Annotated in this window: 20 protein-coding genes; 9 read left to right on the forward strand and 11 right to left on the reverse strand. The window is 72.9% G+C overall.

Translation table 11 applies throughout. From position 1 onward, the window contains the following. Positions 1–134 precede the first annotated feature (134 nt). Positions 135–437, forward strand: a complete 303-nt coding sequence (locus tag ACOOHC_RS12400; protein WP_420450716.1) for a hypothetical protein — start codon at positions 135–137, stop codon at positions 435–437. 63 nt (positions 438–500) lie between these two features. On the opposite strand, the gene ACOOHC_RS12405 is transcribed toward ACOOHC_RS12400, so the two are convergent. Both ACOOHC_RS12405 and ACOOHC_RS12410 read right to left on the reverse strand, forming a co-directional pair. After that, positions 501–1,496: an LLM class F420-dependent oxidoreductase gene (locus tag ACOOHC_RS12405; RefSeq protein WP_420450717.1), complete on the reverse strand. Its 996-nt coding sequence runs from the start codon at positions 1,494–1,496 to the stop codon at positions 501–503. A 105-nt stretch (positions 1,497–1,601) separates the two neighbouring features. Continuing rightward, positions 1,602–2,435: an acyl-CoA thioesterase gene (locus ACOOHC_RS12410; protein ID WP_420450718.1), complete on the reverse strand. Its 834-nt coding sequence runs from the start codon at positions 2,433–2,435 to the stop codon at positions 1,602–1,604. Between the two features lie 49 nt (positions 2,436–2,484). On the opposite strand from ACOOHC_RS12410, the gene ACOOHC_RS12415 reads away from it, so the two are divergent. The 3 genes from ACOOHC_RS12415 to ACOOHC_RS12425 all read left to right on the forward strand — a co-directional run bounded on the left by ACOOHC_RS12415 (position 2,485) and on the right by ACOOHC_RS12425 (position 6,834). Further along, positions 2,485–3,900 carry an amidase gene (locus ACOOHC_RS12415; protein ID WP_420450719.1) on the forward strand — a complete coding sequence of 472 codons (1,416 nt, stop codon included), beginning with the start codon at positions 2,485–2,487 and terminating at the stop codon, positions 3,898–3,900. Positions 3,901–4,039: 139 nt separating this feature from the next. After that, positions 4,040–5,584, forward strand: coding sequence for an AMP-binding protein (locus tag ACOOHC_RS12420; RefSeq protein WP_420450720.1), 1,545 nt, complete (start codon positions 4,040–4,042; stop codon positions 5,582–5,584). Beyond that, positions 5,584–6,834: a Glu/Leu/Phe/Val family dehydrogenase gene (locus tag ACOOHC_RS12425; RefSeq protein WP_420450721.1), complete on the forward strand. Its 1,251-nt coding sequence runs from the start codon at positions 5,584–5,586 to the stop codon at positions 6,832–6,834. Before ACOOHC_RS12420 ends, ACOOHC_RS12425 begins: the two co-directional genes overlap by 1 nt. Positions 6,835–6,880: 46 nt before the next feature. Here the strand turns inward: ACOOHC_RS12425 and ACOOHC_RS12430 are convergent, their stop codons facing one another. Then, on the reverse strand, positions 6,881–8,137 hold the full coding sequence (locus tag ACOOHC_RS12430) for a pyridoxal phosphate-dependent decarboxylase family protein (RefSeq protein WP_420450722.1): 1,257 nt from the start codon (positions 8,135–8,137) through the stop codon (positions 6,881–6,883). 117 nt (positions 8,138–8,254) lie between these two features. Between ACOOHC_RS12430 and ACOOHC_RS12435 the strand changes: the two genes are divergently transcribed. Together ACOOHC_RS12435 and ACOOHC_RS12440 are read left to right on the forward strand one after the other, a co-directional pair. Further along, complete coding sequence (locus ACOOHC_RS12435) at positions 8,255–9,271, forward strand: extracellular solute-binding protein (protein ID WP_420450723.1); 1,017 nt, start codon at positions 8,255–8,257, stop codon at positions 9,269–9,271. Positions 9,272–9,299: 28 nt separating this feature from the next. Beyond that, positions 9,300–10,925 (forward strand): ABC transporter permease, encoded by a 1,626-nt coding sequence (locus tag ACOOHC_RS12440; protein WP_420450724.1) that lies wholly within the window; start codon positions 9,300–9,302, stop codon positions 10,923–10,925. Here ACOOHC_RS12440 and ACOOHC_RS12445 read toward each other — a convergent pair. Next, positions 10,814–13,579 carry an AMP-binding protein gene (locus tag ACOOHC_RS12445; protein ID WP_420450725.1) on the reverse strand — a complete coding sequence of 922 codons (2,766 nt, stop codon included), beginning with the start codon at positions 13,577–13,579 and terminating at the stop codon, positions 10,814–10,816. The two genes, ACOOHC_RS12440 and ACOOHC_RS12445, sit on opposite strands and share 112 nt — an antisense overlap. A gap of 24 nt (positions 13,580–13,603) precedes the next feature. Between ACOOHC_RS12445 and ACOOHC_RS12450 the strand changes: the two genes are divergently transcribed. Next, on the forward strand, positions 13,604–14,752 hold the full coding sequence (locus tag ACOOHC_RS12450) for an ABC transporter ATP-binding protein (protein ID WP_420450726.1): 1,149 nt from the start codon (positions 13,604–13,606) through the stop codon (positions 14,750–14,752). A gap of 32 nt (positions 14,753–14,784) precedes the next feature. Here the strand turns inward: ACOOHC_RS12450 and ACOOHC_RS12455 are convergent, their stop codons facing one another. After that, positions 14,785–15,489, reverse strand: coding sequence for a sterol desaturase family protein (locus tag ACOOHC_RS12455; protein ID WP_420450727.1), 705 nt, complete (start codon positions 15,487–15,489; stop codon positions 14,785–14,787). 93 nt (positions 15,490–15,582) lie between these two features. On the opposite strand from ACOOHC_RS12455, the gene ACOOHC_RS12460 reads away from it, so the two are divergent. Continuing rightward, a complete protein-coding gene (locus ACOOHC_RS12460; RefSeq protein WP_420450728.1) occupies positions 15,583–16,779 on the forward strand; it encodes a CaiB/BaiF CoA transferase family protein in 1,197 nt (398 codons plus the stop codon). A gap of 23 nt (positions 16,780–16,802) precedes the next feature. Here ACOOHC_RS12460 and ACOOHC_RS12465 read toward each other — a convergent pair whose 3' ends face one another. The 4 genes from ACOOHC_RS12465 to ACOOHC_RS12480 form a co-directional block, all read right to left on the reverse strand. Beyond that, entirely contained in the window at positions 16,803–18,341 is a 1,539-nt protein-coding gene (locus tag ACOOHC_RS12465; RefSeq protein ID WP_420450729.1) for a serine hydrolase, read from the reverse strand. Between the two features lie 116 nt (positions 18,342–18,457). After that, positions 18,458–19,372: a non-homologous end-joining DNA ligase gene (ligD, locus tag ACOOHC_RS12470; RefSeq protein ID WP_420450730.1), complete on the reverse strand. Its 915-nt coding sequence runs from the start codon at positions 19,370–19,372 to the stop codon at positions 18,458–18,460. Next, complete coding sequence (locus tag ACOOHC_RS12475) at positions 19,369–20,394, reverse strand: Ku protein (protein WP_420450731.1); 1,026 nt, start codon at positions 20,392–20,394, stop codon at positions 19,369–19,371. The genes ligD and ACOOHC_RS12475 overlap by 4 nt, the downstream gene beginning before the upstream one ends. 55 nt (positions 20,395–20,449) lie before the next feature. Continuing rightward, on the reverse strand, positions 20,450–21,337 hold the full coding sequence (locus ACOOHC_RS12480; protein WP_420450732.1) for a hypothetical protein: 888 nt from the start codon (positions 21,335–21,337) through the stop codon (positions 20,450–20,452). A gap of 67 nt (positions 21,338–21,404) precedes the next feature. Between ACOOHC_RS12480 and ACOOHC_RS12485 the strand changes: the two genes are divergently transcribed. Then, on the forward strand, positions 21,405–22,061 hold the full coding sequence (locus ACOOHC_RS12485; protein WP_420450733.1) for a hypothetical protein: 657 nt from the start codon (positions 21,405–21,407) through the stop codon (positions 22,059–22,061). Positions 22,062–22,085: 24 nt separating this feature from the next. On the opposite strand, the gene ACOOHC_RS12490 is transcribed toward ACOOHC_RS12485, so the two are convergent. Beyond that, the gene (locus ACOOHC_RS12490) at positions 22,086–23,453 is read right to left on the reverse strand and encodes a carotenoid oxygenase family protein (protein ID WP_420450734.1); all 1,368 of its coding nucleotides are present in this window, start codon (positions 23,451–23,453) and stop codon (positions 22,086–22,088) included. Between the two features lie 16 nt (positions 23,454–23,469). After that, the gene (locus ACOOHC_RS12495; RefSeq protein WP_420450735.1) at positions 23,470–24,582 is read right to left on the reverse strand and encodes a M24 family metallopeptidase; all 1,113 of its coding nucleotides are present in this window, start codon (positions 24,580–24,582) and stop codon (positions 23,470–23,472) included. Between the last annotated feature and the right edge of the window lie 50 nt (positions 24,583–24,632).

Genomic DNA, 24,632 nt, shown 5'->3' on the forward strand with positions numbered 1-24,632 from the left:
GACGGCCGCGGTGACCTCCAGCCCCGAGGACGAGGCCTCAGGGCGCTCGCCGACGGACCCGTCCGCGACGCGGAGCGCGTGGGCGAGGCGGCTCGCCGGGAACCCTGACACACCCCCGTGCGCACGATGGCTCCATGAACTCCACCGCCGTCCCCACCGAGCGCACCGGCGCGGAGCGCGCCGAGCAGCTCCTCCTGCTGTCGATCCCGGACGACGCCGACCGCGAGCTGCGCCCGTCGAGCGCACCGGCCCGCTTCCGGCTCAGCACCGACACCCGTCGGCGCGGGCTGGCCCACGTCGCGGAGATCCGCCGGCTCCTCGAGGCGTCGAGGACCGACGCCGGCGAGATCGCCCACCTCCCGTCCGTCGCCGCCGCCGGTGGATCCGGCGAGGCGGACGAGGCGAGGCGGGATCCCCGCCACCCCCGCGCGGCGTGACGCACGGTCGGCCCGGGTGCCCGGAGACGCTGCGTCCGTGCGCGCGACCGCCGGCCGCTGGGCTCAGCCGGCCGTGGGGGCGAGGTCGCGGATCGCCTGCCAGTGGTCGAGGTCGGGGTCGAACGGCATGATCGCGAGGCTGCTCGTCGTGACCCCGTTGTCGAAGTACGCCTGGATCTTCGCCCTGCACTCGGCCGGCGAACCGTGGATGATGAGGTCGTCCACCACCTGATCCGGGATCTCCTCGAGGGCCCCCTTCCGGTCGCCTTCCTTCCACTTCGCCCACATCCCCGACAGCGCCTCCCCGCGACCCATCCACTCGTGGAACGCCGCGTACACCCCGACGTTCAGGTAGGCCGCGATCGCCCGGCGCGCCCCGGCGCGCACGACGTCGGCGTTCTCGCTCGGGCAGACGAAGATCCGGCACACGATCTCCTTGTCCTCGTCGCTGCCGGCCTCGCGACCGGCGTCGGCCACGATCCCCGACACGGTCGCGACGTCCTCGGCCGACAGCCAGTTGATGATCGCGCCGTCGCTCTCGCGCCCGGCGAGGCGCAGCATCCCCTCCTGCAGCGCGGCGACGAGGATCTTCGGTCGTTCCTCGGGGCGGATCCCGAGGCGGAACCCGTCGACCTCGAAGGTGTCGTACGACTTCGCGATCTTCTCGCCGTCGAGGGCGTCGCGCAGGAAGCGCACGACGTCGCGCACCTTCTGGTACGGCTGCTCGAAGGCGATGCCGTTCCACCTCTCGACGATCACGTTGCTCGACGAGCCGATCCCGATCGCGAACCGACCCGGAGCGGCGTCGGCGAGCGACGCCACGCTCTGCGCGAACAGAGCCGGCGAGCGGGTGTAGGCCGGGACGATCGCGGTGCCGAGGCGCAGGCGCGGCTCCCACGCCGCCGCGAGCGCCAGCGGGGTGAACGCGTCCGCGCCGTCGGACTCCGCCGACCAGATGTCGGTGTAGCCGAGGTCGGCGAGCTCCGCGAGCTGGTCGCGGTGGGTGTGGAGGTGGCCGGGCAGGGGGACGGTCATGCCGGGGCGGTTCGGGAGTGCCATGGCTCGACCCTACGCACGCAGCTCCGACCGGCTCGATTCACGCGACTCGCCCGCGCTCCACGTCGCCCGACCCGCGCCGCGGCGGCTCGCGGCCACCGCCTCGGCTCAGCTCCTCGGCAGGCGGGCGATCACCGACTGGCTCGCCGTCGCCAGCAGGGTGCCGTCCTCGCCGAACATGTGGACGAGGCCGTGGGCGAACCCGCGCTCGACGGCGTGGACCCGGATGTCCATCAGCACCCAGTCCGTCGGCACGACGCGGCACACGCGCAAGGTGTTGTCGAGGCTGTTGCCTCCCCCGCGCCGCCCGAGCGCCTGGCCGACGCCCATCGGGACGAAGTCGCCGAGGATCGCGAGCGCCGTCGCGTCGACGTCGGCGATCACGTCGGGGATCCGCGCCCACATCAGCGTCTGGCCGTCGCCCCGGGTGGCTCGGTCCCCCCTCGGCCCGTCCCCGGGGCCCTCGGGCAGCGACTCCCACTCGACGCCCTTGACGAGGCGTTGGTCGAGCTTCTCGGTGATCGTCCCCACGTTGTCCTCGCTCACCGGGCGTGGGGGCAGCGAGGCGGGGGACGGCAGATCCGGAGGCATCCTCTCCCACTGCCCGCGCTCGAACTCGCGATCGCCCAGCGCGGCGTTGACGGTGAGGATCTCGCGGTCGGCGACGTGGCACACGGCGCGCGCCTGGGTGATCGCGTGGCCCTCGACGGCGATCGTCACGTCGATGTCGACGACCTCGCCCGGGCTCGCGTACGACAGGTACTGCGCGGTCGCCCACACGCACTCGCGCCCGGAGGTGCCCTCGAGCGCGGAGATCGCGGCCGCCAGCCCGCACCCGCCGAACAGGAACCCGGCGGAGACGGCGATCTTGGACGTCACCGGCAGCTTCCACCGGAAGCGGTTGTGCGTCTCCTCGAGCCCGAGGAACCTGCGCGAATCCATGCGGTCGTCGATCGTAGGTGGTGGGTGCGCTGTTCGGTAGCGTCCGGAGATGAGCGACGACACCTGGCAGGGAGATGCGATCGGGCTGGTCGAGGCGTTCCGATCCGGCGAGCGATCGCCGGTCGAGGAGATCGACGCCACCTTCACGGCGATCGACGCGAGCGAGCTCAACGCCGTGTGCTTCACCGACCGCGACGTCGCCCGCGAGGCCGCCGGGCGGGCCGACGTGTCACGCCCCTTCGGCGGCATCGGGATCGGGGTCAAGTCGCTGAACGAGGTGGCCGGGTGGCCGAACGACCACGCATCGGTGCCGTTCGCGGACGAGCTCGGCGAGGTCACGACGACCAACGTCGCGCGGATCCGTGACGACGGGGGCGCGGTCCTCGCGGCGCAGACGACCTCGAGCGAGTTCGGAGGCGTGAACCTCACCCGCACCGAGCTGCACGGCGTCACCCGCAACCCGTGGCAGCTCGACCGGACCCCGGGAGGGTCGTCGGGCGGATCGGCCGCCGCGGTCGCCGGAGGCCTCGTGCCGATCGCCACGGGCGGTGACGGCGGCGGCTCGATCCGCATCCCGGCCGGGTTCTGCGGTCTCGTCGGCCTGAAGGGCACCTTCGGGCGCATCCCGCTCGGGCCGCGCGCCGAGTACGGCAACCTCACCGTCGCCACCGGCTGCCTCAGCCGATCGGTCCGCGACACCGCGCGGTGGTTCGACGTCGCGAACGGCCACGACCCCACCGACCCGCTCAGCCTGCCGCGCGTCGAGGGGTGGGAGGACGGCCTCGGCTCGCACCTCGACGACCTGCGCGGCGCACGGGTCGCCGTCGTCGCGGACTGGGGCGGGGCGACGGTGTCACCGGTGATGTGGGAGCTGCTCGAGGAGGCGGCCGGCGCGCTGATCGGCGATCTCGGCCTCACCCGGACCGACGACGTCGACACCTCGGTGCCACGGATGGGCGGAGCGTGGTCGGTGTCGGGGATGATCGAGATCCGCGCCCTGCTCGGCGACCGGTGGCCCGCCTGCGCGGAGCAGCTCACGCCCGAGATGCGCTTCGGCCTCGAGCGCACCCAGGGCGCGTACACCGAGGAGGGCCGCGCCCGCCTGGAGCGACGCCGGATGGAGCTCAACGAGGCGATGGCTCGGGTCTTCGATCGCTCCGACGGGGTCGACTTCGTGATCACCGCGGCGAACCCCGACGTCGCGTTCGACGCGGAGGGGCCGCTCCCGAAGACGTTCGGGGGCATCGACGCCGGGCGCGGCAACAACGGCCAGCTCACCTTCCCCTGCAACCTGCACGGCAACCCGGGGATCTCGGTCCCGGCCGGGTTCCTCGACGGTCTGCCGATCGGGCTGCAGATCGTCGGGCGGCACTTCTCCGAACCGCTGCTGCTCGACCTCGCGCTGACGATGGAGCGCGAGCGCCCGTGGCCGCTGACGGTCGCTCAGCACCGCGCCACGACCTGATCCGGCCCGAGCGCCTCCACCGACCCCGCGTCCGTCCGGCGCCCGTCACCCCTCGCTCCCCACCGGCGGGCGTGGCCGACCGCGGTCCCACGGATCCAGGTGACTCGCGACACGCGGCGTTTGCCTAGGGTGAGCGACGATGAAGGTCGCACTCACCGTCAACGACTTCCTCGAGCGTGCCGAGCTCGTCTACCCCGATCGCGAGGCGATCGCCGACGAGCCCGACCAGCCCGCCGAGAGCTGGGGATCGATCGACTACCGCGAGATGGCGCGCCGGGCACGGGCTCTCGCCGCCGGCCTGGACGCCCTGGGCATCGGGGTCGGCGAGCGCGTGGCGATGGTCAGCCACAACTCCGCCCGGCTGCTCACCGCGCTGTTCGGGGTGTCGGGATCGGGACGGGTGCTCGTCCCGGTGAACTACCGGCTCGTGGCAGCCGAGGTGCAGTACATCGTCGAGCACTCCGGGGCGCGCCTGCTCCTCGTCGACCCCGAGCTGGCCGACGCGATGTCGGGCATCGAGTGCGAGCGCACGATGATCATCGGCGCCGAGAGCGACGACGAGCTGATGCGCTTCGATGTCGAGCCGGAGCCGTGGGAGCGCGACGAGGACGCGACCGCGACGATCAACTACACCTCCGGCACGACGGCCCGGCCCAAGGGGGTGCAGCTCACCCACCGCAACGTGTGGATCAACGCCACCACCTTCGGGTGGCACATGGGCGTCGGCGACCACGACGTCTACCTGCACACCCTCCCCCAGTTCCACTGCAACGGATGGGGGATGCTCTACGCGGTGACGGGGATGGGCGCGAAGCACGTCATCATCCGCAAGATCGACGGTCACGAGATCCTCCGTCGCGTGGACCGGCACGGCGTCACCCTGATCTGCGGGGCTCCCGCCGTGCTGAACGCGACCCTCGACGCGGCGGCCGAGCTCGCCGAGCGCGGCGAGGAGATCCCCGGGCGAGGTCGGGTGCGCATCGTGGTCGCCGGTGCACCACCTCCCACGAAGACGATCGAGCGCACCGAGACCGAGCTCGGGTGGGAGTTCGTCCAGATCTACGGGCTGACCGAGACCGCTCCGCTGATCACGATCAACCGGTCGCGCGCCGAGTACGACGAGCTCGACCCGACCGAGCGGGCGCGGAAGCTGTCGCGCGCCGGTGCGCCGGCGATCGGCACGACGATGCGCGTCGACGACGAGGGCGAGATCCTCGCCCGTGGCAACACGATCATGGCCGGCTACTGGGAGCAACCCGACCAGACCGACGCGGCGATCCGCGACGGGTTCTTCCACACCGGTGACGGCGGGACGATCGACGAGGACGGCTACGTCGTCATCTCCGACCGCAAGAAGGACGTCATCATCTCCGGCGGCGAGAACGTGTCGTCGATCGAGGTCGAGGACGCGATCTTCCAGCACCCCGACGTCACCGAGGTCGCCGTGATCGGCGTCCCCGACGAGAGGTGGGGTGAGCTGGTGACGGCGCTGGTCGTCACGACCCCGGGCAGCGAGCTCGACGAGGCGGCCGTCATCGCCCACTCGAAGGAGCGGCTCGCCGGCTACAAGTGCCCCAAGCGGGTCGAGTTCCGCGACGACCTGGCGCGCACCGCGACCGGCAAGCTCCAGAAGTTCAAGCTGCGCGAGCCCTTCTGGTCGGACTCGTCGAAGCAGGTCAACTGATGGGCGACGTCGAGGTCATGTCGCCGTTCGAGGCGGTCACGCACTTCTTCCATCGGGCGGCCGATCACCTCGAGCTCCCGGACTCGTCTCGCCGGCTCCTCGCCACCCCGGCGCGCGAGCTGCGCGTCGAGCTCCCGTTGCGGCGCGACGACGGATCGCTGTCGGTGCACATCGGCTACCGCGTGCAGCACGACTCGGCCCGAGGTCCGTTCAAGGGCGGGATCCGGTACCACCCGAGCGCCGAGCTGGACGAGGTCCGCGCCCTGGCGTCGCTGATGACGTGGAAGACGGCCGTGGTCGACGTCCCCTTCGGTGGGGCCAAGGGCGGGGTGGAGATCGACGTGTCGACGCTGTCGAAGCCCGAGCTGGAGCGGCTGACGCGCGGCTACACCCGTGCGATCTCCGACATCATCGGGCCGTCGGAGGACATCCCGGCCCCCGACATGGGCACCGACGCCCAGGTCATGGCCTGGATCGTCGACGAGTACTCGCAGCGCTTCGGGCACTCGCCCGGCGTGGTGACCGGCAAGCCGATCCCCCTCGGGGGATCGGCCGGCCGCACCGAGGCGACCGGGACCGGGTGCGTGATCTGCCTCGACCTGGCGATGCGCGACGCGGGTCGCGACGCCGCCGGGACCACCGTCGCGATCCAGGGGTTCGGCAACGTCGGGAGCTGGGCGGCGCGCGAGGCGGTCGCGCGCGGGTACCGGGTGATCGCGGTGTCCGACCAGTACGGGGCGATCCTCGACCGCGACGGGCTCGACGTCGAGGCGGTCGTCGACCACCTCGCCGAGACCGGCTCGGTCGTGGGCGCCGCCGGTTCGAGCGAGCTGACCAACGACGAGCTGATCGGCCTCGAGGTCGACGTCCTCATCCCGGCGGCGATCGCCGGGGTGATCCACGACGGCAACGTCGACACGGTGAAGGCGAAGCTGATCATCGAGGGCGCCAACGGGCCCGTCACCCCGGGAGCGGACGACCGCCTCGCCCGGGGAGGGGTCGTCGTCGTCCCCGACATCCTCGCGAACGCCGGCGGGGTCACCGTCAGCTACTTCGAGTGGGTGCAGAACATCCAGCGGTTCCGCTGGTCGCGCGCGAACGTGATGGAGCAGCTCGACTCGACCCTCGCCGGGGCCCACGAGGTGATCACCGAGCGCGCCGAGCGCGACGCGATCTCGCTGCGCCTCGCCGCCTTCGTCATCGGCATCGAGCGCGTCCGCGACGCCTCGATCCTGCGCGGTCAGCTCTGACCCCTCCCGGATCCTCCCGACGTCGCACCGACTCGCGGATGCGGCGTCACTCGAGGGTGGCGTAGCTGGTCGAGCGGTCGTCGGTGGCCGACGCGCCGACCTCGGCGACGCACCCGGCGAGGTCGGCGAGGTAGTCGTCGATCACGCCGGCGTTCGTGTTGCTCACGGTCGCGTGGAGGTTGTCCGGCGGGCCCTGACGGTCGTGGAACCACCCCTTCGCAGCGAGCGCGTCGCCGAGCGCGAACACGTCGACGGGCGTCTCGGCCGCCGGATCCGCTGCGATCGCGACCAGGTGGAACCGGCTGTCACCGAGGACCCGCAGCCCCGGCGTCGCCATGATCCCCGCTCGCATCCGATCGGCGTCGATCAGGGTCTGGCGCGTCAGTTCGACGTACCCGTCGACCCCCAGGTGCTGCATCACCGCCCAGGCGCACGCCATCGGCACCCCCGAGCGGGTCCCCTGGAGGTTGGGCGAGGCGTAGAGGCCGCCGAGCCAGCCGTCGAACACGAAGGTCTGGTAGCGGCGCGACTCCTTCGTGCGGTGGAGGATGACCGAGACCCCCTTGGGGGCGTAGCCGAGCTTGTGGACGTCGGCCGAGATCGTCGTGACCCCCTCCACCCGGAAGTCCCAGGGCACGACGTCGCGACCGAGGCGCTCGGCGAAGGGGAGGACGAACCCGCCCATGCACGCGTCGACGTGGCAGTTCGCGTCGACCGAGCGGGCGAGCTCGGCGATCGCCTCGATGTCGTCCTGGACGCCCTGCGGGTACTGGGGGGCCGAGCCGACGACGAGCACCGTGTTCGGGCCCACCGCCGCCGACATCGCGTCGACGTCGGCGGTGAAGTCGTCGCGCACCCTCGTCGATCGGACCGTGAGCCCGAAGTCGTGAGCCGCCTTGTGGAACGCGGCGTGCGCCGACTCCGCGAGCACGATCTCGGGCTCGGTCACCCCGCGCTCGGCCGCGGCGCGCTCGCGCGCCGCGAGGACGGCGCACAGGATGGACTCCGTGCCACCGCTGGTGAGGAACCCGGCGACGTCGTCGTCGCCGTGGAGCATCGCAGCCGTCCACCCGACCACCTCGCGCTGGATCTCGCCCAGCGAGGGGAAGGCCTGGGTGTTGAGGGCGTTCTCGTGGAGGTAGAGGCGCGCCGCTCGCTCCGCGACCTCGTGGACACCCGGCCCGCCGTCGTAGACCATCCCGAAGGTCCGACCGTCGGCCCAGCTCACGTCCGCGTGCCGCTTCGCGGTCAGATCCTCGATGACGTCGTCCACCGTGCGTCCCTGCTGAGCGAGAGGTTCCATCGCCCGATCCTCGCGTGGCGGCGCCCGCCGTGGCGACGCCGGACCCCGTGGACGCGTCGCGAGAGCGCTGTTAGGCATGCCGAACACTTCGGCTGAGGCAGCTCTACACTCGGCGACATGAAGCGTTCCACCAACCGCTCCGCCGCCTGCATCGCCATCGCCGCCCTCGCGCTGGGTGCCACCGCGTGCGGTGACGACACCGAGACGATCACCCTCTACTCCGGTCGCAGCGACGGCCTCATCCAGCCGATCATCGACCGCTTCGAGGAGGAGAGCGGCATCGATGTCGAGGTCAAGTACGGCGACACCGCCGATCTCGCGCTGCTGATCGACGAGGAGGCTCGCGCGGGGCGGGCCGAGGCCGACGTCTACCTCTCGCAGAGCCCCGGCGCCATGGGGTTCCTCGACGGCGACCTCACGCAACTCCCCGACGACACCCTCGATCTCGTCGACCCCGCCACCCGCGACGCCGACGGGCGCTGGGTCGGCATCTCGGGTCGCCAGCGGGTGCTCGTGTACAACACCGACGCCGTCGACCCGGCGGACCTCCCCGACTCGGTGTTCGACGTCGTGAGCGACGATCGGTGGTCGGGTCAGATCGGCGTCGCCGGAGGCAACGGATCGTTCCAGGACTTCATCACCGCGATGCGCTTCACCGAGGGCGAGGAGGTCACCGAGGACTTCCTCGCCGACCTCGCCGAGCTCGACCCCGTCGCCTACCCGAACAACAACGCGATCGTCGCCGCGGTCGGCCGGGGCGAGGTGGAGGTCGGCCTCGTCAACCACTACTACAACTTCCGCGCGCTGGCCGAGGACCCCGACCAGCCGAGCGCCAACCACCGCTTCGCCGACGGCGACCCGGGCTCGACGCTGATCGTCACCGCCGCGGCGATCGTCGAGGGGACCGACGACCCCGAGCTCGCCGACCAGCTCATCGAGTTCCTGCTCGACGAGGAGGGTCAGACGTACTTCGCGAACGAGACGTTCGAGTACCCCCTCGTCCCGGGCGTGCCCACCGCCGGCGGGGTGGAGGAGATCGAGTTCTCCGACGTCGGCTCGCTCGACCTCGACGAGCTCGAGGGCGGCCTCGAGCGCACCCGTGAGCTGATCGCGGCCGCGGGGCTCGAGACCTGATCCACCGCGAGCTGGCACACTGGCTCCGATGAGCGTCGTCGCCGACCCTCGGCCCCGGCGCGCACGGCGCGACGAGCAGTCGCGCACCGGACCGACGCCGACGCTGATCGCCGGGCTCGTCGTCGCCGCCGTGTTCGCGATCCCGGCGGTGTTCGTGATCGTGCGCACCGTCGGGCTCGGCGCGTCGTGGTCGGAGACGATGGCCGAGATCGGATCCCCGGCGTGGCGGACCCTGCAGCTCGCCGCTCTCGTGTCGTCGAGCGCCGCGGTGGTCGGCACCTCGCTCGCCTGGATCGTCGAGCGGACCGATCTCCCCTTCCGCCGGACGTGGCGTGCGGTCCTCGTGCTCCCCCTCGTCCTTCCGTCCTTCGTCGGGGCCGGAGCGTTCATCGCCGGTCTCGCCCCGGGCGGGATCGTCCACGACGGCCTCGACCTCGTCGGGCTCACGCCGCCCCGCCGCTTCCGCGGCCTGGGGGCGTCGTGGCTGGTGCTGACGGCGTTCACCTACCCCTACGTGCTGATGCCCGTCGCGGCGGCGCTCGCCTCGGTGCGGGCGAACCTCGAGGAGGGCGCCCGCACGCTCGGCTCGGGACCGTTCGAGACGTTCGCTCGGGTCACCCTCCCCTCGATCCGCTCGTCCGTGCTCGCCGGGACGCTGCTGGTCTTCCTGTACACGCTCAGCGAGTTCGGCGCCGTCCAGCTGCTCGGCTACGACACGTTGACGCGGGTGGTGTTCACCACCCGCCAGGCCGACCGCTCGACCTCGTTCGCCGCGGCCGCGGCGCTGCTCGTGCTCGCCGTGATCGTCGTCGCCGCCGAGCGTCGGCTGCGCGGGCGGGCGGTCGCGGACGACCGCGCGTCGACCGTCCACCGTCGGCCGGTCCGCCTCGGGTGGTGGTCGGTCCCCGCCACCGTCGCGTGCGCCACCGTCGCGGCGGTCGGACTCGTCGTCCCCGTCGCGAGCCTGCTCACCTGGACCCTGCGCGGCCTCGGACGTGGGGCGGTCGACCTCGTCGACCTGGCGGGGCCGGCGGTCAGCACGAGCGGGGTCGCCGTGCTCGCCGCCGTGATCACCGTCGTCGTCGTCTCGCCGATCGCCGTCGAGACGACCCGCCGCCCGTCCGCGGCGTCATCGGTCGCCGCCTCGGCGGTGCTCGGCGGGTTCGCCGTCCCCGGTCTGGTCATCGCGCTGGCGCTCGCCGTGATCGCGCTGAACGCACCCGGCCTCGGCTGGCTCTACCAGTCGACCGCGCTGCTCGTCGCCGGCTACGTCATCCACTTCGGGTCGCAGGCCCTCGCCAGCAGCGAGCAGGCGGTGCGGGCGGTCCCGCCGCGCATCCGGGAGCAGGCCCGCCTGCTCGAGCCGAGCGCCCTGCGCCGACTCCGCACCGTGGAGATCCCCCTGATGCGTCCCGGACTCCTCGCCGGCGGTGGGCTCGTGTTCCTCGCGACCGTCAAGGAGCTGCCTGCGACGCTGCTCCTCGCGCCGGTCGGGTTCACGACCCTCGCCACCGAGATCTGGAGCGGGTTCGACGAGGGGTTCTACGCCGAGACGGGGGCGGCGTCGCTCGTGCTGATCTCGGTGTCGGCCGTGCTCACCTGGACGCTCGTGCTGCGCCCGACCGTGCGCGCGTCCGAGCGCGACCGGAACTGACGCCACCCGAGCGTGACGACGTCGGTGGTCCGTCCGACGAGCCACCACACGCCCACGCCGACGGCCATCGTCGCGACCCACGCCGCACGATCGTCCATCCACGGGGTGAGCAGCGGCCAGACCTGCCAGTGGACGAGGAAGACGTGCATCGACGCCGCCGCGAGCACCCCCACGACGTCGGCGACCGGGCGGGGGAGGCGGACCGTCGGGATCCAGATCAGCGCGGCGATCATGGCGAGGATGCGCAGCTCGCGGTCGAGCTGGTCGGTGTCGATGCCGACGGAGGCGAAGAACCCGATCGACACGAGCGCTGCGGCGGCGGTCACGACCGCACGGCGCCACACCGTCGTGGCACGCTGGGCCGCCCAGCCGAGCGCGACGAAGGACGCGACGGTGTGGGGTCGGAACACCTCGTTGTACTCGCCTCCGAGCGACACCACGTCGAACCGGAACAGCAGGGTCAGCGCCAGCACCCCGAGCGCGAACCCGAACGGGGCGCGCCGCTCGGCGCCACGCACCCGGGAGACGGAGAACACGAGGGTGAGCGCGACGACGATCTGGGCGAACGCCTCGAAGTACCAGTACTCCCAGCGGCCGTCCGTTCGATGACCGGACCCGGTGTAGTTGTTGACCAGGAGCAGCGCCGAGAGGCCGTAGCCCCCGGCGACGGCCATGTTCAGGCCGATCCAGACGCTCGTCGGGACCGCCACGCGCCCGACGGTGGCGAGCCCGCGGCGCAGGTGGCCCGGCAGGTCGGCGGCGGAGAGCTGGAAGCGGGCGAAGTTGAAGCCGATGACCGCGAGCAGGGTGTGCGCCCCGCCCGCCACCCGCCAGACGCGCATGTGGGTGCACACGATGATCGCGATGGCGATGGCGCGCACCACGACCGACGTCTCGACGCGCACGGTCCATCGGCGATCCGAGCGGTCGTCGACGACGAACTCGTCCAGCGCGCTCACCGTGGTCAGGTGCCAGTCGCGGGGCAGGTCGGCGAGCAGCCGCTCGAGACGGATCGACAGCTCCACGTAGGACAGCGAGTCACCCCCGAGGGACACGAACGTGTCGTCGGGCGCCACCCGAGCCACGCCGAGCACGTCGCCGAACGCGTCGGCGACGGTGGCGTCGTCGGAGGATCCGCCTCGACGTCGCCAGCGGCTCCGTCCGCCGCTCGCTGCGCGCTCCGCCGCCGAGACGGCGCGACCGAGCGAGGTGAGCCGGGCGAGGTCGACCTTGCCCGACGAGGTCACCGGGACGTCGCCCACCTCGACCGCCGCGACCAGCCCCGCCGGCACGGCGACGACATCGAGCACGTCGTCGCGCAGTCGCGGATGGGAGGCGTCGCGCTCACCGGCGATGGCGACGACCAGGCCGTCGTCGTCGCCGGTGCACCACGCCCGCCACCCCCGGGCGGCCAGCTCGGCCTCGAGCTGATCGAGCTCGACGCGCATCCCGTGCAGCTTGAGGAATCGGGTCCGTCGCCCGACGACGACGAGCTCGCCGTCGTCGGTGAAGCGGCCGAGATCCCCCGTGCGCAGCTCGTCGAGGTCGGCGCCTCGAGCGAGGTCGTCACGGCTCGTGGCGTACCCCATCATCACGTTGGGGCCGCGGTAGGCGATCTCGCCGACCTCGACGGGGCCCGTGCGACCCCCGCGTCCCCGCGCCGTCGGACCGGACCCGTCGTCGACGGGGACCAGGCGAAGCGAACCACCCGGGATCGCGCGACCGACGGAATCGGGGTGGTCCAGCACCCGGTCCGGAGCCAGGCAGGCGATGCGAGCGGTCGCCTCGGTCTGGCCGTACATCACGTGCAGATCCCACCCGTGGTCGCGCCCGTGGCGCGCGAAGCGCTCGACGTCGCGTGGCGCCAGCCTCCCTCCGGCCTGCGTGACGCGCCGCAGCGAGGGCGCCTCGAGCACGTCGATCCCGACGCGGTCGACGAGGGTGAAGGTGTGCGGAACGGCCGAGACCGTGGTGACCCCCCACCGCTCGACGCTCGCCCAGAAGCACGGGTCGACGACCGAGGCGGTCTCGACGACCACCGAGGCCCCGATCGCCAGGTGGGAGGTGATGACCGACAGGCCGTAGCAGTAGTGCAGCGGCAGCGAGGTGATCGCCCGGTCGTCGGGGGCGAGGCCGAGCGCAGCCGCGATGGCGAGGGCGTTCGAGGTGACGGCCCCGGTGGGGAGCCGCACGAGCTTGCGGCCGCCGGTGGACCCCGACGTGGTCAGCAGCACCGCGAGGTCGGGGTGCGGTTCGGGGTCGACCGGGGCCTCGTCGACGGGACGGCGGTGCTCGAGGATCGTCCCGGCGGGGTCGCAGCGGGCGACGACGTCGGGACGGTACGCGTCGATCGTCGGCTGCTGATCGGACGCGCCGTCGAGGACGATCACCGGGTGGCGGCCCTCGAGCGCGGCGAGGTAGGTGACGACGAGCTCCACGGAGGTCGAGGCGAGCGCGACGACCACCCGCCGACGTGTCCCGATCTCGGCGCCACGGCGCTCGACCCGATCGGCAAGAGCTGCGTAGGAGACGGTCCGCCCCTCCTCGACCAGCGCCACGTCGTCGCCGCGAGCCCGGAGCGCGCCCACGGACAGCACCCCCGGCGAGCGGTCGCCCGCCGACGACGGGATCACGGTCGACTGGTGGCCACCCATCTCATCAAGATACGATGACCCTCGATGTTCGGCAACCCTAACAACGTTCGTCGACGAGGTGCCCGTGGAGATCGCGCGAGCTCGTCGACCACGACGTCGCCGGCCGCCGGCTCGCGCGTCCCCGCCTCGGTCGAGATCGACGACGTGAGCGTGTCCTACGGCCCCGGCGCCGTCGCCGTGGACTCGGTCTCGCTCACCGCCCGTGCGGGGACGACGACCGCCCTCCTCGGCCCGTCGGGGTGCGGCAAGACGTCGCTGCTGCGAGCGATCGCCGGTCTCGAACGACCGGTGTCGGGATCGGTCCGCGTCGCGGGCCGCGAGGTGTCGGGTCCCGGGACCTGGGTCCGACCCGAGCACCGCCTCGTCGGGATGGTGTTCCAGGACGGCGCCCTGTTCCCGCACCTCAGCGTGCGCGACAACGTGGCGTTCGGGCTGCGATCGTCACCCGTCGGCGACGACCCCCGACGCCGCGTCGACGAGCTGCTCGCCCTGGTCGACCTCGGCGGACTGGGCGACCGGCTCCCCGAGACCCTCTCGGGGGGGCAGCAGCAGCGGGTCGCGCTGGCCCGGTCGCTCGCTCCGAACCCGGCGGTCCTGCTCCTCGACGAACCGTTCTCCGCCCTCGACGCCGGTCTGCGCACCCAGGTGCGGGCCGAGGTCGCGACGATCCTGCGCGACGTCGGGGTCACGTCGATCTTCGTGACCCACGACCAGGACGAGGCCTTCGTCCTCGGTGACCGGGTCGCGGTGATGCGCGACGGCCGCGTCGAGCAGGTCGCGGCCCCCGACGAGCTCTACCGAGCGCCGGTCAACCCGTGGGTCGCGCGCTTCGTCGGGGAGGCGAACCTCGTCCCCGGAGTCGCGGGCGTCGACGCCGGACGCGTCGACACCCCCCTCGGCCGGATCACGATCTCGTCGCTGCGCGCCGGCGCGACGGTCGAGGGCGAGTCGATGTCGGTGCTCGTGCGCCCCGAGCAGGTCGCCGTCCTCGACGGCGACACGGCCGAGATCACCGCGGTCGAGTACTACGGTCACGACGTCCGCTACGAGGTGCGCCTCGACGACGGCTCCACCCTCGCGGCACGGGCCCACCCCGACCGGCTGCGGTCGCGTGGCGACCGCGTCGCCGTCGCCTTCGACGGGACCGCGGCGACCACCGTGTTCCCGTCCTGAGGCCCCCTCCCGAGCCCACGGCGTGACGGTCGTCAGCCGGGCCGGCTCGCCTCGGCCGCCGCGCGCCGGGTCCCCAGGAGCCGGTCGCCGACGTCGCTGGTGACGCCGAACCACGACCGATCGTCGCGGTGGTGGTGCACGCGGTGGTTCCGGGCGAGGCGCCGGTACCGGCGCGACCGGAAGCGGTACCGGGTGTGCGCCAGGAGGTGGACCCACTCGTAGTGGCCGAGCGCCAGCACCGCCACGAGCCACGCCGTCGTCGCGGGGCGTGCGCCGGGCGCGCCCACGACCCGGGCGAGCGGCACCGCCACCCCCGCGGCGACCACCCCGAGGACCGCGACGAACACCGCCGCTGCCGGGGTCCGCAGGAGCAGGGTGTCGAGGGCACCCGGGTCGGCGTGGTGGCGGCGGTGCTCACGGCCGACGCCGAGCCGTCGCGCGACCCACGCCTGCTCGGGGGCGTGGAACAGGTGGCGGTGGACGACCCACTCCCCCACCCCGGCGACGGCGAGCGCGGCGACGACGATCACCGCGTCGAGGACCCCGGCGCCACCGAGCGCCGCCCGCACCGCGAGCAGCGCGAGGCCGCACGACGCGATCACCCGGGCCGAGCCCCGGCGCGCCAGCGTGCGCAGCGCCTCGGAGCGGGTGCGCACGTCGTCGGCCCGCTCACCTCGTCGCGTCGCCCCGGGCGCACCGGTGGCCGTGTCGTCGACGAGGTCGCAGCTCACCTCCACCTCGACGACTGTAGGCAACGCCGGCGAACCGGGCCAGTCGCGCCCGCCGGCTCCGTCTCGTCGGCCGGACGCCGGCGATGGGAACCTCGCGACGTGAGCGATGCGACCGACGCGGCCGGCCCCCTGGACGGAGTGCGGGTGATCGACTTCTCCGTGATGATCTCCGGACCGCTGGCGGCGATGCAGCTCGCCGACCAGGGCGCGGACGTGATCAAGGTCGAGTCGCCGGGGTTCGGCGACATCATGCGCCTGCTCGGGACCCAGAAGGGGTCGATGACCGGCATCTTCGCGAACAACAACCGGGGCAAGCGCTCGATCGTCGTCGACCTCAAGTCCGCGGCGGGCCGTGACGTGGTCGAGCGGCTCGTCGCCGACGCCGACGTCATGGTGCAGAACTTCCGACCCGGAGCGATGGAGCGGCTCGGTCTCGGTTGGGAACAGGTGCACGAGATCAACCCCGACCTCGTCTACACCTCCATCTCCGGGTACGGGGCGACGGGACCCAACAGCTCGCGTCGGGTGTACGACAACGTCATCCAGGCGGCGTCGGGGCTGGCGAGCGTGCAGGGCGACCCCGCCTCGGGCGAACCCGCTCTGTTCCGGACCCTGCTGTGCGACAAGGCCACCGCGTACACCGCCGCCCAGGCGATCACCGCGGCGCTCTTCGCCCGTGCCAGCGGGCGCGCCCGCGGCCAGCACGTCGAGATCGCCATGCTGGACACGGCGATCGCGTTCATGTGGCCCGACTCGGCGATGGACGCGGCCCTGCTCGACCACGACGTCACGCGGTCCCCGACGATCGCGTCGAACTACACCCTGATGCGCCTGGCCGACGGGTTCGCCAGCGCGTCCGCCGTCACCGACTCGGAGTTCCGGGGATTGTGCTCGGCCCTCGGACGCCCGGACATCGCCGAGGACCCGCGCTTCGTCGACACCCCGACGCGCATCGCGAACTCAGCTGCGATGGGCCCGATGATCGCCGAGGCCGCGATGCGGTGCGGGCTGGACGAGTTCGCCGCTCGCGCCGCGGAGTTCGACGTCCCCGCCTCGATCGTCAACACCCTGGAGGATCTCCCCGACGACCCCCAGGTCCGCCACAACGAGGTGTTCGCCACGCGCGAGCACCCCCTCGCCGGCACGATCCGCGAGCCCCGCCCGGCGGCTCGCTTCTCCTCGACACCGCAGGCGATGGCGGCCCTCGCCCCCGGCTACGGCGAGCACACCGACGAGATCGTGCGGTCGCTCGGGCTCGACCCCGCCCGCCTGCGCGCCGACGGCGCCGTGGCCTGACCCGTCGACCGCGCCGCGAGGGCTCAACCGGCGACGAAGCCGCCGGCGGCGAACGCCTCGTTCATCACGCGCTCCAGGTCCGTCGACTCCCCCGGGTGCCGACCGGCCACCGTGATCGCCCAGGTGACGCCGTCGCCGCGGTCGAGCACCATCGCGTGGGTCGACTCGATCGTGCCGGTGTGGCCGAGCCGCCCTCCCCCGTACGAGATCACGCCGAGGCCGTACCCGCGAGCCCCGGGCGCACGACCCGGTGCCGTCGTCAGCGCCGCGACGGTCTCGGGGCTCAGCGGGTGGAAGCCCGGCGAACCGTGGTCGAGGGAGTCGAGGATCGTGACCAGGTCGCTCGGCGTCGCGACCCACGCCCCGGCGGCCCCCAGGGTCTCCATGTAGTTGCGCCCGGGGGTGATCGCGTGCTGGACCTCGTCGGGTCCGGGGTCGAACGTCGGCGCCAGGCGCATCCCCGAGATCCCGAGCGGGGTCAGCAGGTGCCGGTAGGCGGCGCGCTCGTAGGACGTGGCGGTGAGCGCTTCGATCGCCATCCCGACGAGGCAGTAGTTCATGTTGCTGTACGCGTAGCCCCCCGTCCGTGGACCGCGGACGAGACCCCGGCGCGCGGCATCCGCGCAGTCGCGCGCTCCACGCCGGAAGAAGAGCCCGTCGTCGCGGCCGAACCCGGAGCGGTGGCCGAGGAGCCCGCGCAGGGTGACCGCGGAGGACGCCGCCGGGACGCGCGGCGCACCCACGTGCGCCGCGATCAGGTCGCCGATCGGCTCGTCGAGCCCGACCACCCCGTCCTCGACGAGTCGGAGGGCGACGATGGCCGCGATCGGCTTGGAGATGCTCGCGATCCGGAACCGGTCCCCCGCGTCGGCGGGGTCGGCCGTCGCCGGATCGCGGTCGCCGAACGCAGCGCGGTGGACGATCTCGCCGTCGATCGACACGGCGACGGAGGCGGCGGTGTTGCCGGGGCGGATCAGCTCGGCCCGCAACGAGCGGTCGAGGGCGGACCAGCCGTCGGCGGCCGCCGCGCCGGGCGAGTCGTCGAGAGCGTCATCGGCAGCATCGGGCTCCACCGACGGCGCCGCCCCGACCCCGGCGTCGTCCGCCGGGAAGCGGGCGTCGCCGACGTCGAGCACGACAACGGGTCCGAGCTCGAACGAGGGGTCGTCGCTCGACCCGTCGGCGCGGACGGGCGAGGCACCACGAGCGTCCGGTGTCGACGGAGGAGGCGGATCCGTCGTCGCGGGGACGGAGGGCGTGGCGGTGCGCGTCGACGGCGGAGCGGAGGTCGTCGACGTGACGGGCTCCGGTCGCACCGTCGAGGCCGTGCGAGCGCGGGTGGCCGTCGCCGGGCTCGCGCCGGACGCCGGGGTCGCGGGGACGGGGGACGGCGCGAGCGACGATGGCACCGCCGGGTCGTCGGTCGGGAGGGTCGTCGCCGCCGACCGCTCGGTGGGCGTCGCGGCCTGCGGGGAGGGATCGACGGGGGCGGCGGAGCCCAGCGCGGCGACGGCGGACAGACCCGCCGCGACCGCCACCACCGCCACCCACCTCCGTCCCACCCGACCATGATGGCGTCGCCGCACGGCCCGGGCGCGGCACCTCGCCGCCGCTCACGACGGCGTCGTCGCACCGAGCGGGCGCGCCACGCGCCCGACGAGTCGGCGCACGGCGGACCTCAGCGCGCCGCGCCGGACCTCGGCAGCGACTGGCGCCTGGTGGCGACCGCCTCGAACAGGTCACCCACCTCGTCCACCCGGCGCAGCACGTCGGCCGCCGTGAACACCAGCGGGTCCTCACCCGCCGCGCACCGCTCGACCTCGTCCCAGGTGACCGGTGTCGACACCGTCGGCGTGTCGCGGGCGCGCAGGGAGTACGGCGCGATCGTCGTCTTGTGGTGGGAGTTCTGGCTCCAGTCGACGAAGACCTTCCCGCCCCGGGCGTCCTTGGCCATCACCGTCGTCACGTCGGCGGGCGAGGCCCGCTCCAGCACCTGGCCGACCGCGAGCGCGAAGTCGGCTGCGGCACGGTGCGTCACCCCGGCGGTGTTCAGCGGGACGTACATCTGCAGCCCCTTCGACCCCGACGTCTTGCACCACCCCTCGAGGCCGACGGCGTCGATCACGCCGCGGGCCGCGACCGCCACCGCGCAGCACTCGACGATCGACGTGCGCGGCCCGGGGTCCAGGTCGAACACGACCGCCCGGGGCTCGTCGAGGTCGGTCGCCAGCGCCATCGGGGCGTGGAGCTCGATCGCGGCGAGGTTCGCGGCCCACGCCATCGTCGCGGTGTCCTCCACACGGCAGTAGTCGATGCCGCCCCGGCGGTCCCCGGGCCCGACGGAGACGGGCACCCAGTCGGGGCGGTGGGGGCTGCACCGCTTCTCGAAGAACCCGGCCGCCGAGGTGCCGTCGGGGAATCGGCGGAAGGTGATGCACCGCCCGGCCAGGTGGGCGAGCGCCACGGGCGCGATCCGCACGTGGTAGTCGATCACCTCGGCCTTGGTGAACCCCGACGGGTAGAGCACCTTCGGGAGGTTCGTGAGCCGCAGCTCGTGCCCGTCGATCTCGACGACGGTGGCGGCGGCGCTCACGCCGACTTCTTGGTCGCCGTCTTCTTCGCCGCGGCCTTCTTCGCCGCCTTGGTGCGCCCCGCCGACTTCCGGCGGGAGGCGGCCGTCTTCTTCGTCGCGGCCTTCTTCGCGGCCCGCTTCCTCGCGGCCGCCTTCTTCGGTGGCGGCGCCGGCGCGTCGTCGTCGCTCCCGTCGTCGCTCCCGTCGTCGCTCGACGCCGCAGCGCGGGCGGCGGCCTTCTTCGCCGGGTGGTTCTCACGCGAGGCCTTGGCCGCGGCCACGCTCGCCTCGAGCGCCGCCATGATGTCGATCACGTTCGGCGCGTCCTGCTCGGCGGACGGAGCCTGGGCGATCTCCTCGCCGTCGGCCTTCATCCGGATCAGCTCCATCACCTGCTCGCGGTACTCGTCGCGGTACTTCTCTGGCTCGAAGTCGGCGCTCAGCGAGACGACGAGCGACTCGGCCATCGCGACCTCCTTGTCGCTCACCTCGACCTCGTCGAGCGCCGCCAGCTCCTCGATGTCCTCGGGTTCGACGACTTCGTCGGCGTAGGCGAGCGACGACATCACGAGGCGGCCGTCCTCCGCGCGGATGGCGGCGGTGTACTGCTTGTTGCGCATCACGAAGCGCCCGATGCCGACCTTGCCGCTCGCCTCCATCGCCCGGGCGAGCAGCGCGTAGGGCTTCGGGTTCGCGTCCGGAGCCAGGTGGTAGGCGGTGTCGAAGTAGACCGGATCGATCTCCTCGAGGTCGACGAACTCCTCGAGGTCGATCGTCTTGCTGACCACGGGCATGAACGGCTCGAGCTCGTCGGGGTCGACCACCACGTAGTGCCCCTTGGACACCTCGTAGCCCTTGACGATGTGGTCGTCGGAGACCTCCTCGCCGGTCTCGGCGTTCACCTTCCGGTAGCGGATGCGCGCGAGGTTGCGCTCGTCGAGCTGGTTGAACGACACCGATCGTCGACGCACCGCGTGGAACAGCTTGACCGGGATCGCGACGAGCCCGAACGAGATCGTCCCACTCCACACCGGCCGTGCCATCGGATCAGTGTGTCACAGGGGGTCGGGAGCGCGCCGCAACGAACCGGGGTGACCCTCAGCCCTGGTCGAGCACCGCACGTGCGACGATGTCGGTGCCGAACGCGGTCAGGATCGCGAGGTACAGCAGGCCGGTCGCCGCCATCACGGCCGAGTAGTAGCGCTCCCTGAGCGCAGCGCGGGTCACGAACACCAGCACGATCGTCGTGATCGCGCACATCGCCCACATCCACCCGAGCAGGCCTCCCCAGCCGTCGTCGACCGCCCCCGTCCACACGCTGACCATCCCGGTGGGCAGCAGCAGGGCGCCGACCTCGAGCGGCCACAGCCACCCGAGCGCGGCGACGATCTCGTTGAGCAGGCGGCGGGGAAGGCCCGGCTGCACCAGGTACCAGTGGCCGAGCAGCATCGCGTCGCTGATCGACCCGATGAACGCCGCGCCGATCAGCGTCCGCAGCAGGGCGACCGCGGGGCTGCCGCCGGCGTCGAGCGACGCGGCGACGAGGCCGACCGCGCCGACGATCGCCGGGACGAGGTCGAGGATCGGGTCGAACTCGCGCCCCGCGCCACCGGGGCCGCTCCCGTCCGCCGGCGCCACCGAGCCGTCGTCGCCACCACGCTCGATCCCGGTCATCGCGGCGACCCGGGCGCTGCGTCGGTCGAACTCGGCGCGCTGGCCCGACACCCCGGCGCGGCGGCGTGCGATCGACACGACCAGCGCCACGAGGCACCCCAGCGCGACGCCCGCCGCCGCCGTGTCGCGGACCGGGTCGAAGCCGAGCGCGATCCCCGCGGCGAGCGCGCCCAGCGCGAAGCACAGGTAGGTCCCGCGCAGCAGCCACCCGTAGCCCGTCCCGACGATCCGTCGCCGCGTCGTGAACCAGCAGAACAGCATCCCCCCGGTCGCCCACTGCAGCAGCACCGTGGCGGCGTCGAGACGGATCACGGGATCGGATCGTAACGAGCGCCGATCGCGCTCGATCGCCGGACCCGCGTCGTAGCCTGAGCGACCCATGCCGGCGACACCACGCGCGATCCTCGCCTGCGTCGCGCTGGCGGCGACCGTCACCGGGTGCGCCCTCGGCGAGCGTCCGACCCTGCTCGATCCGCCCGACACGGTCTCGGTGGCCGACACCGGCAACGCGGCGATCGACGACGTCCTCGCCCGCCTCGACTCGGTCGACTCCGGCGAGTTCACCGCCTCCTACTCCATCGAGACGCTGTTCGGCAGCGTCTCGTCCACCGCCCTCGTCGTGGTCGACGACGAGCTCGGGCGATCGGTGACCGTCACCAACGACGCGCGCGCCGTCCGCTTCCTCGACGACGGGTCCACGCAGCGCACGTGCGACCTCGTCGGTTCGACGTGCGAGCAGGGGCTCAACGACGCCCGCATCAGCGACACGCAGCTCCCGCACCGGTTCTACGGGCCGGCGTTCGCCGCCCGGTTGCGCGCGGACGCCGCCCGGCGCATCGCCGACCCGGTGGGCTCGTCGACCGACATCGCGGGACGGCCGGCGGTGTGCGTCGACGTCGACGTCAGCGGCGGCACCAAGACCTACTGCGCCCTCGAATCGGGACCGCTCGCCCGGTTCGTGGGGATCGACGTCGGGATCGAGCTGACGAGCTTCGCCGGTGAGCCCGACCGCTCGGCGTTCTCGACCGAGGGCTGAGCCCGGGCGGGGGCGGCGCGCCGGTCAATCGGCGAACCACGACCCGTGGAACCCGTGGGGGACCCGCTGGGGGAGGTCGACGACGGCGACCGGGTCGGCCGCGAGGTCCGTGGCGTCGAGCACCGCGAACGAGCTCGACCCGCTCGCTCGGTCGTGCAGGTACGACATCACCCACCCCTCGTCCTCGCCGGCGTCGTCGGACGCGGGCACGAACACGGCCTCCGACGTCGACACCCCGGGCCCGAAGTCGTGGAACTCGGTCGTCCCCCGCTCGAGGTCGTACTTCACCACGCCGGTCGAGGAGTCGGTCTCGGCGGGCTCGCCCTCGCGGTTCGTGACCGCCCAGCCGACGCGGTTGACGAGTCCCGTGCGACGGTCGTCGATGCGCGGGAAGCCGTGCTCGCGCTCGTCGAGCTGCTCCCCGGAGACCCGACCCGTTCGCAGGTCGAAGCGCCACCGCCACAGGTGGCACGGCTCGAACGCGCTCGAGTCCGAGCTCCACATCGACGGGTGCCGTCCGGCGTCGAGGACCACCACGTCCCCGCCCTCCTCGTCCCACGCGTTCATCACGTGGAACACGAAGCACTCGTCGATCTCGAACCACCGGGGCTCGACCGCCTCGCCGGATCCGATCCGCCGTCGGTCGACCAGGCCGACCCGTGCCCCGGCGTCGGGGCGCCACGCGAAGGGCATCCCGGCGCCCGACGTCGCCGCCTCGAGGTCGAACACGAGCGGGAGGTCGAGGAAGACGGCGTGGTTCCGGCTCAGCGCGAAGTCGTGCATCATGACGGGCGCGGGCACCTCGATCGGCTGGGAGTGGACGATGCGGCCGGCGGCGTCGGCCACGTGGTAGGTCACGAACGGCTCGGACACCAGCTCGTAGCCGAAGAAGTGCATCTCGCCCGTCTCGGGGCACACGTGGGGGTGCGCCGTGCAGGGGGTGGTGAGCGACCCGCCGAAGTCGAACGGCCCGAGCGTGTCGAGGTCGGGCGAGACCTCGTTCGGCAGGCTCGCCTCCTCGAGCGCCAGGATCCGACCGGCGTGGCGCACGACGTGGGTGTTGGCCCGCCCCGCCGCCAGGTCGAACTCGAACGTCTCGGGATCGAAGCGCTCCTCGCCGGCGAGCAGCTTCGTGCGCACCCACCGGTTCCGGTACCACTCGGCGCGGCCGTCGCGCAGCCGGATGCCGTGGAGCATCCCGTCGCCGTCGAACCAGTGGCTGGGCACGCCGTGGGCCGGGTTCGCGCCGTTGCGGACGAAGCGGCCGTCGAGCTCGGGAGGCAGCGCGCCCACGACCTCGAGCTCGAACGCCTCGACCTCGTCGGCGACCGGTGCGTAGTTCCCCCGGACGTAGAACGGGAGCCGGGTGTCGGAGTCGTCGAGCGCCGTCATCGACCCAGTCTCGCGCTCAGACCGAGACGAGATCGTGGTCCGAGTTGTTCAGCGAGCGGGGCCCGTCGTCGGTGGCCACCGCGATGTCCTCGAGGCGCATCCCCCAGCGACCCGGCAGGTAGATCCCCGGTTCGATGCTGAACGCGTGACCGGCTTCGAGCGGGAGGTCGTTGCCCTCGACGATGTAGGGGTCCTCGTGCTCCTCGAGGCCGATGCCGTGCCCGGTGCGGTGGATGAACCACTCCCCGTACCCGGCACCGTCGATGACCGCGCGCGCCGCCCGGTCGACGTCCTCGCACGCCGTGCCGACCGTCGCAGCGGCGACGCCGGCGGCCTGAGCCGCGTGGAGGACGGCGTACGCCTCCGCCACGTCGGGGGCGATCTCACCGGTGAACACGCAGCGCGTCGTGTCCGAGCAGTAGCCGTCCATCGTCCCGCCGAAGTCGCACAGCACGATCTCGTCGGGCCGGATGACGCGATCGCCGGCGTGGTGGTGGGGGCTGGCCGCGTTCTCCCCGGCCGCGACGATCGCGAAGTTCACCTTCTGGTGGCCCTCCTCGACGATCCGTCGACCGAGGTGGGCCGAGACCTCGGCCTCGGTCCGCCCGACGAGGGGGATCTCGCCGCGCTGCAGCTCCCCGGCGATGCGGTCCACCGCCGCCCCGGCGGCGGCGAGGGCGTCGATCTCGACGGCGTCCTTGCTCATCCGCAGCGCGCCGACGACGTCGACCGCCCGGGTCCACGCCACGTCGGGGAGGTGGTGGAGCAGCTCGACCAAGAACCGCGCCCACATCTGGTCACCGACGGCGATGGTCCGCGCACCGCCGACGAGGTCCGCGACCAGCTCGGTCGGGTCCTGCGTCTCCGCCCACGGGACCAGCTCGAACACACCGGGCTGCTCGACGACGCGCGCGGCCTCGAGGCCGGGGATGACCAGGGTCGCCTCCGCTCCTCGGGGGACGACGAGCATCGTCAGCCGCTCGAGGGGCATCGCGGTGTACCCGGTCAGGTACGGCAGGTCGTGGCCGACCGACAGCATCACGACGTCGACCCCGCGGTCGTCCATCGCGGATCGGACCCGGGCGAGGCGGTCGAGGTAGACGGAGGCGTCGAGCGTCGGAGGACCCATCCCCCGAGTCTGCCAGCGACGTCGGGGCGCCGCGTCGCCGACGAGCGACG

This window comes from Ilumatobacter sp., from assembly GCF_965215205.1.
GTDB lineage: Bacteria > Actinomycetota > Acidimicrobiia > Acidimicrobiales > Ilumatobacteraceae > Ilumatobacter_A.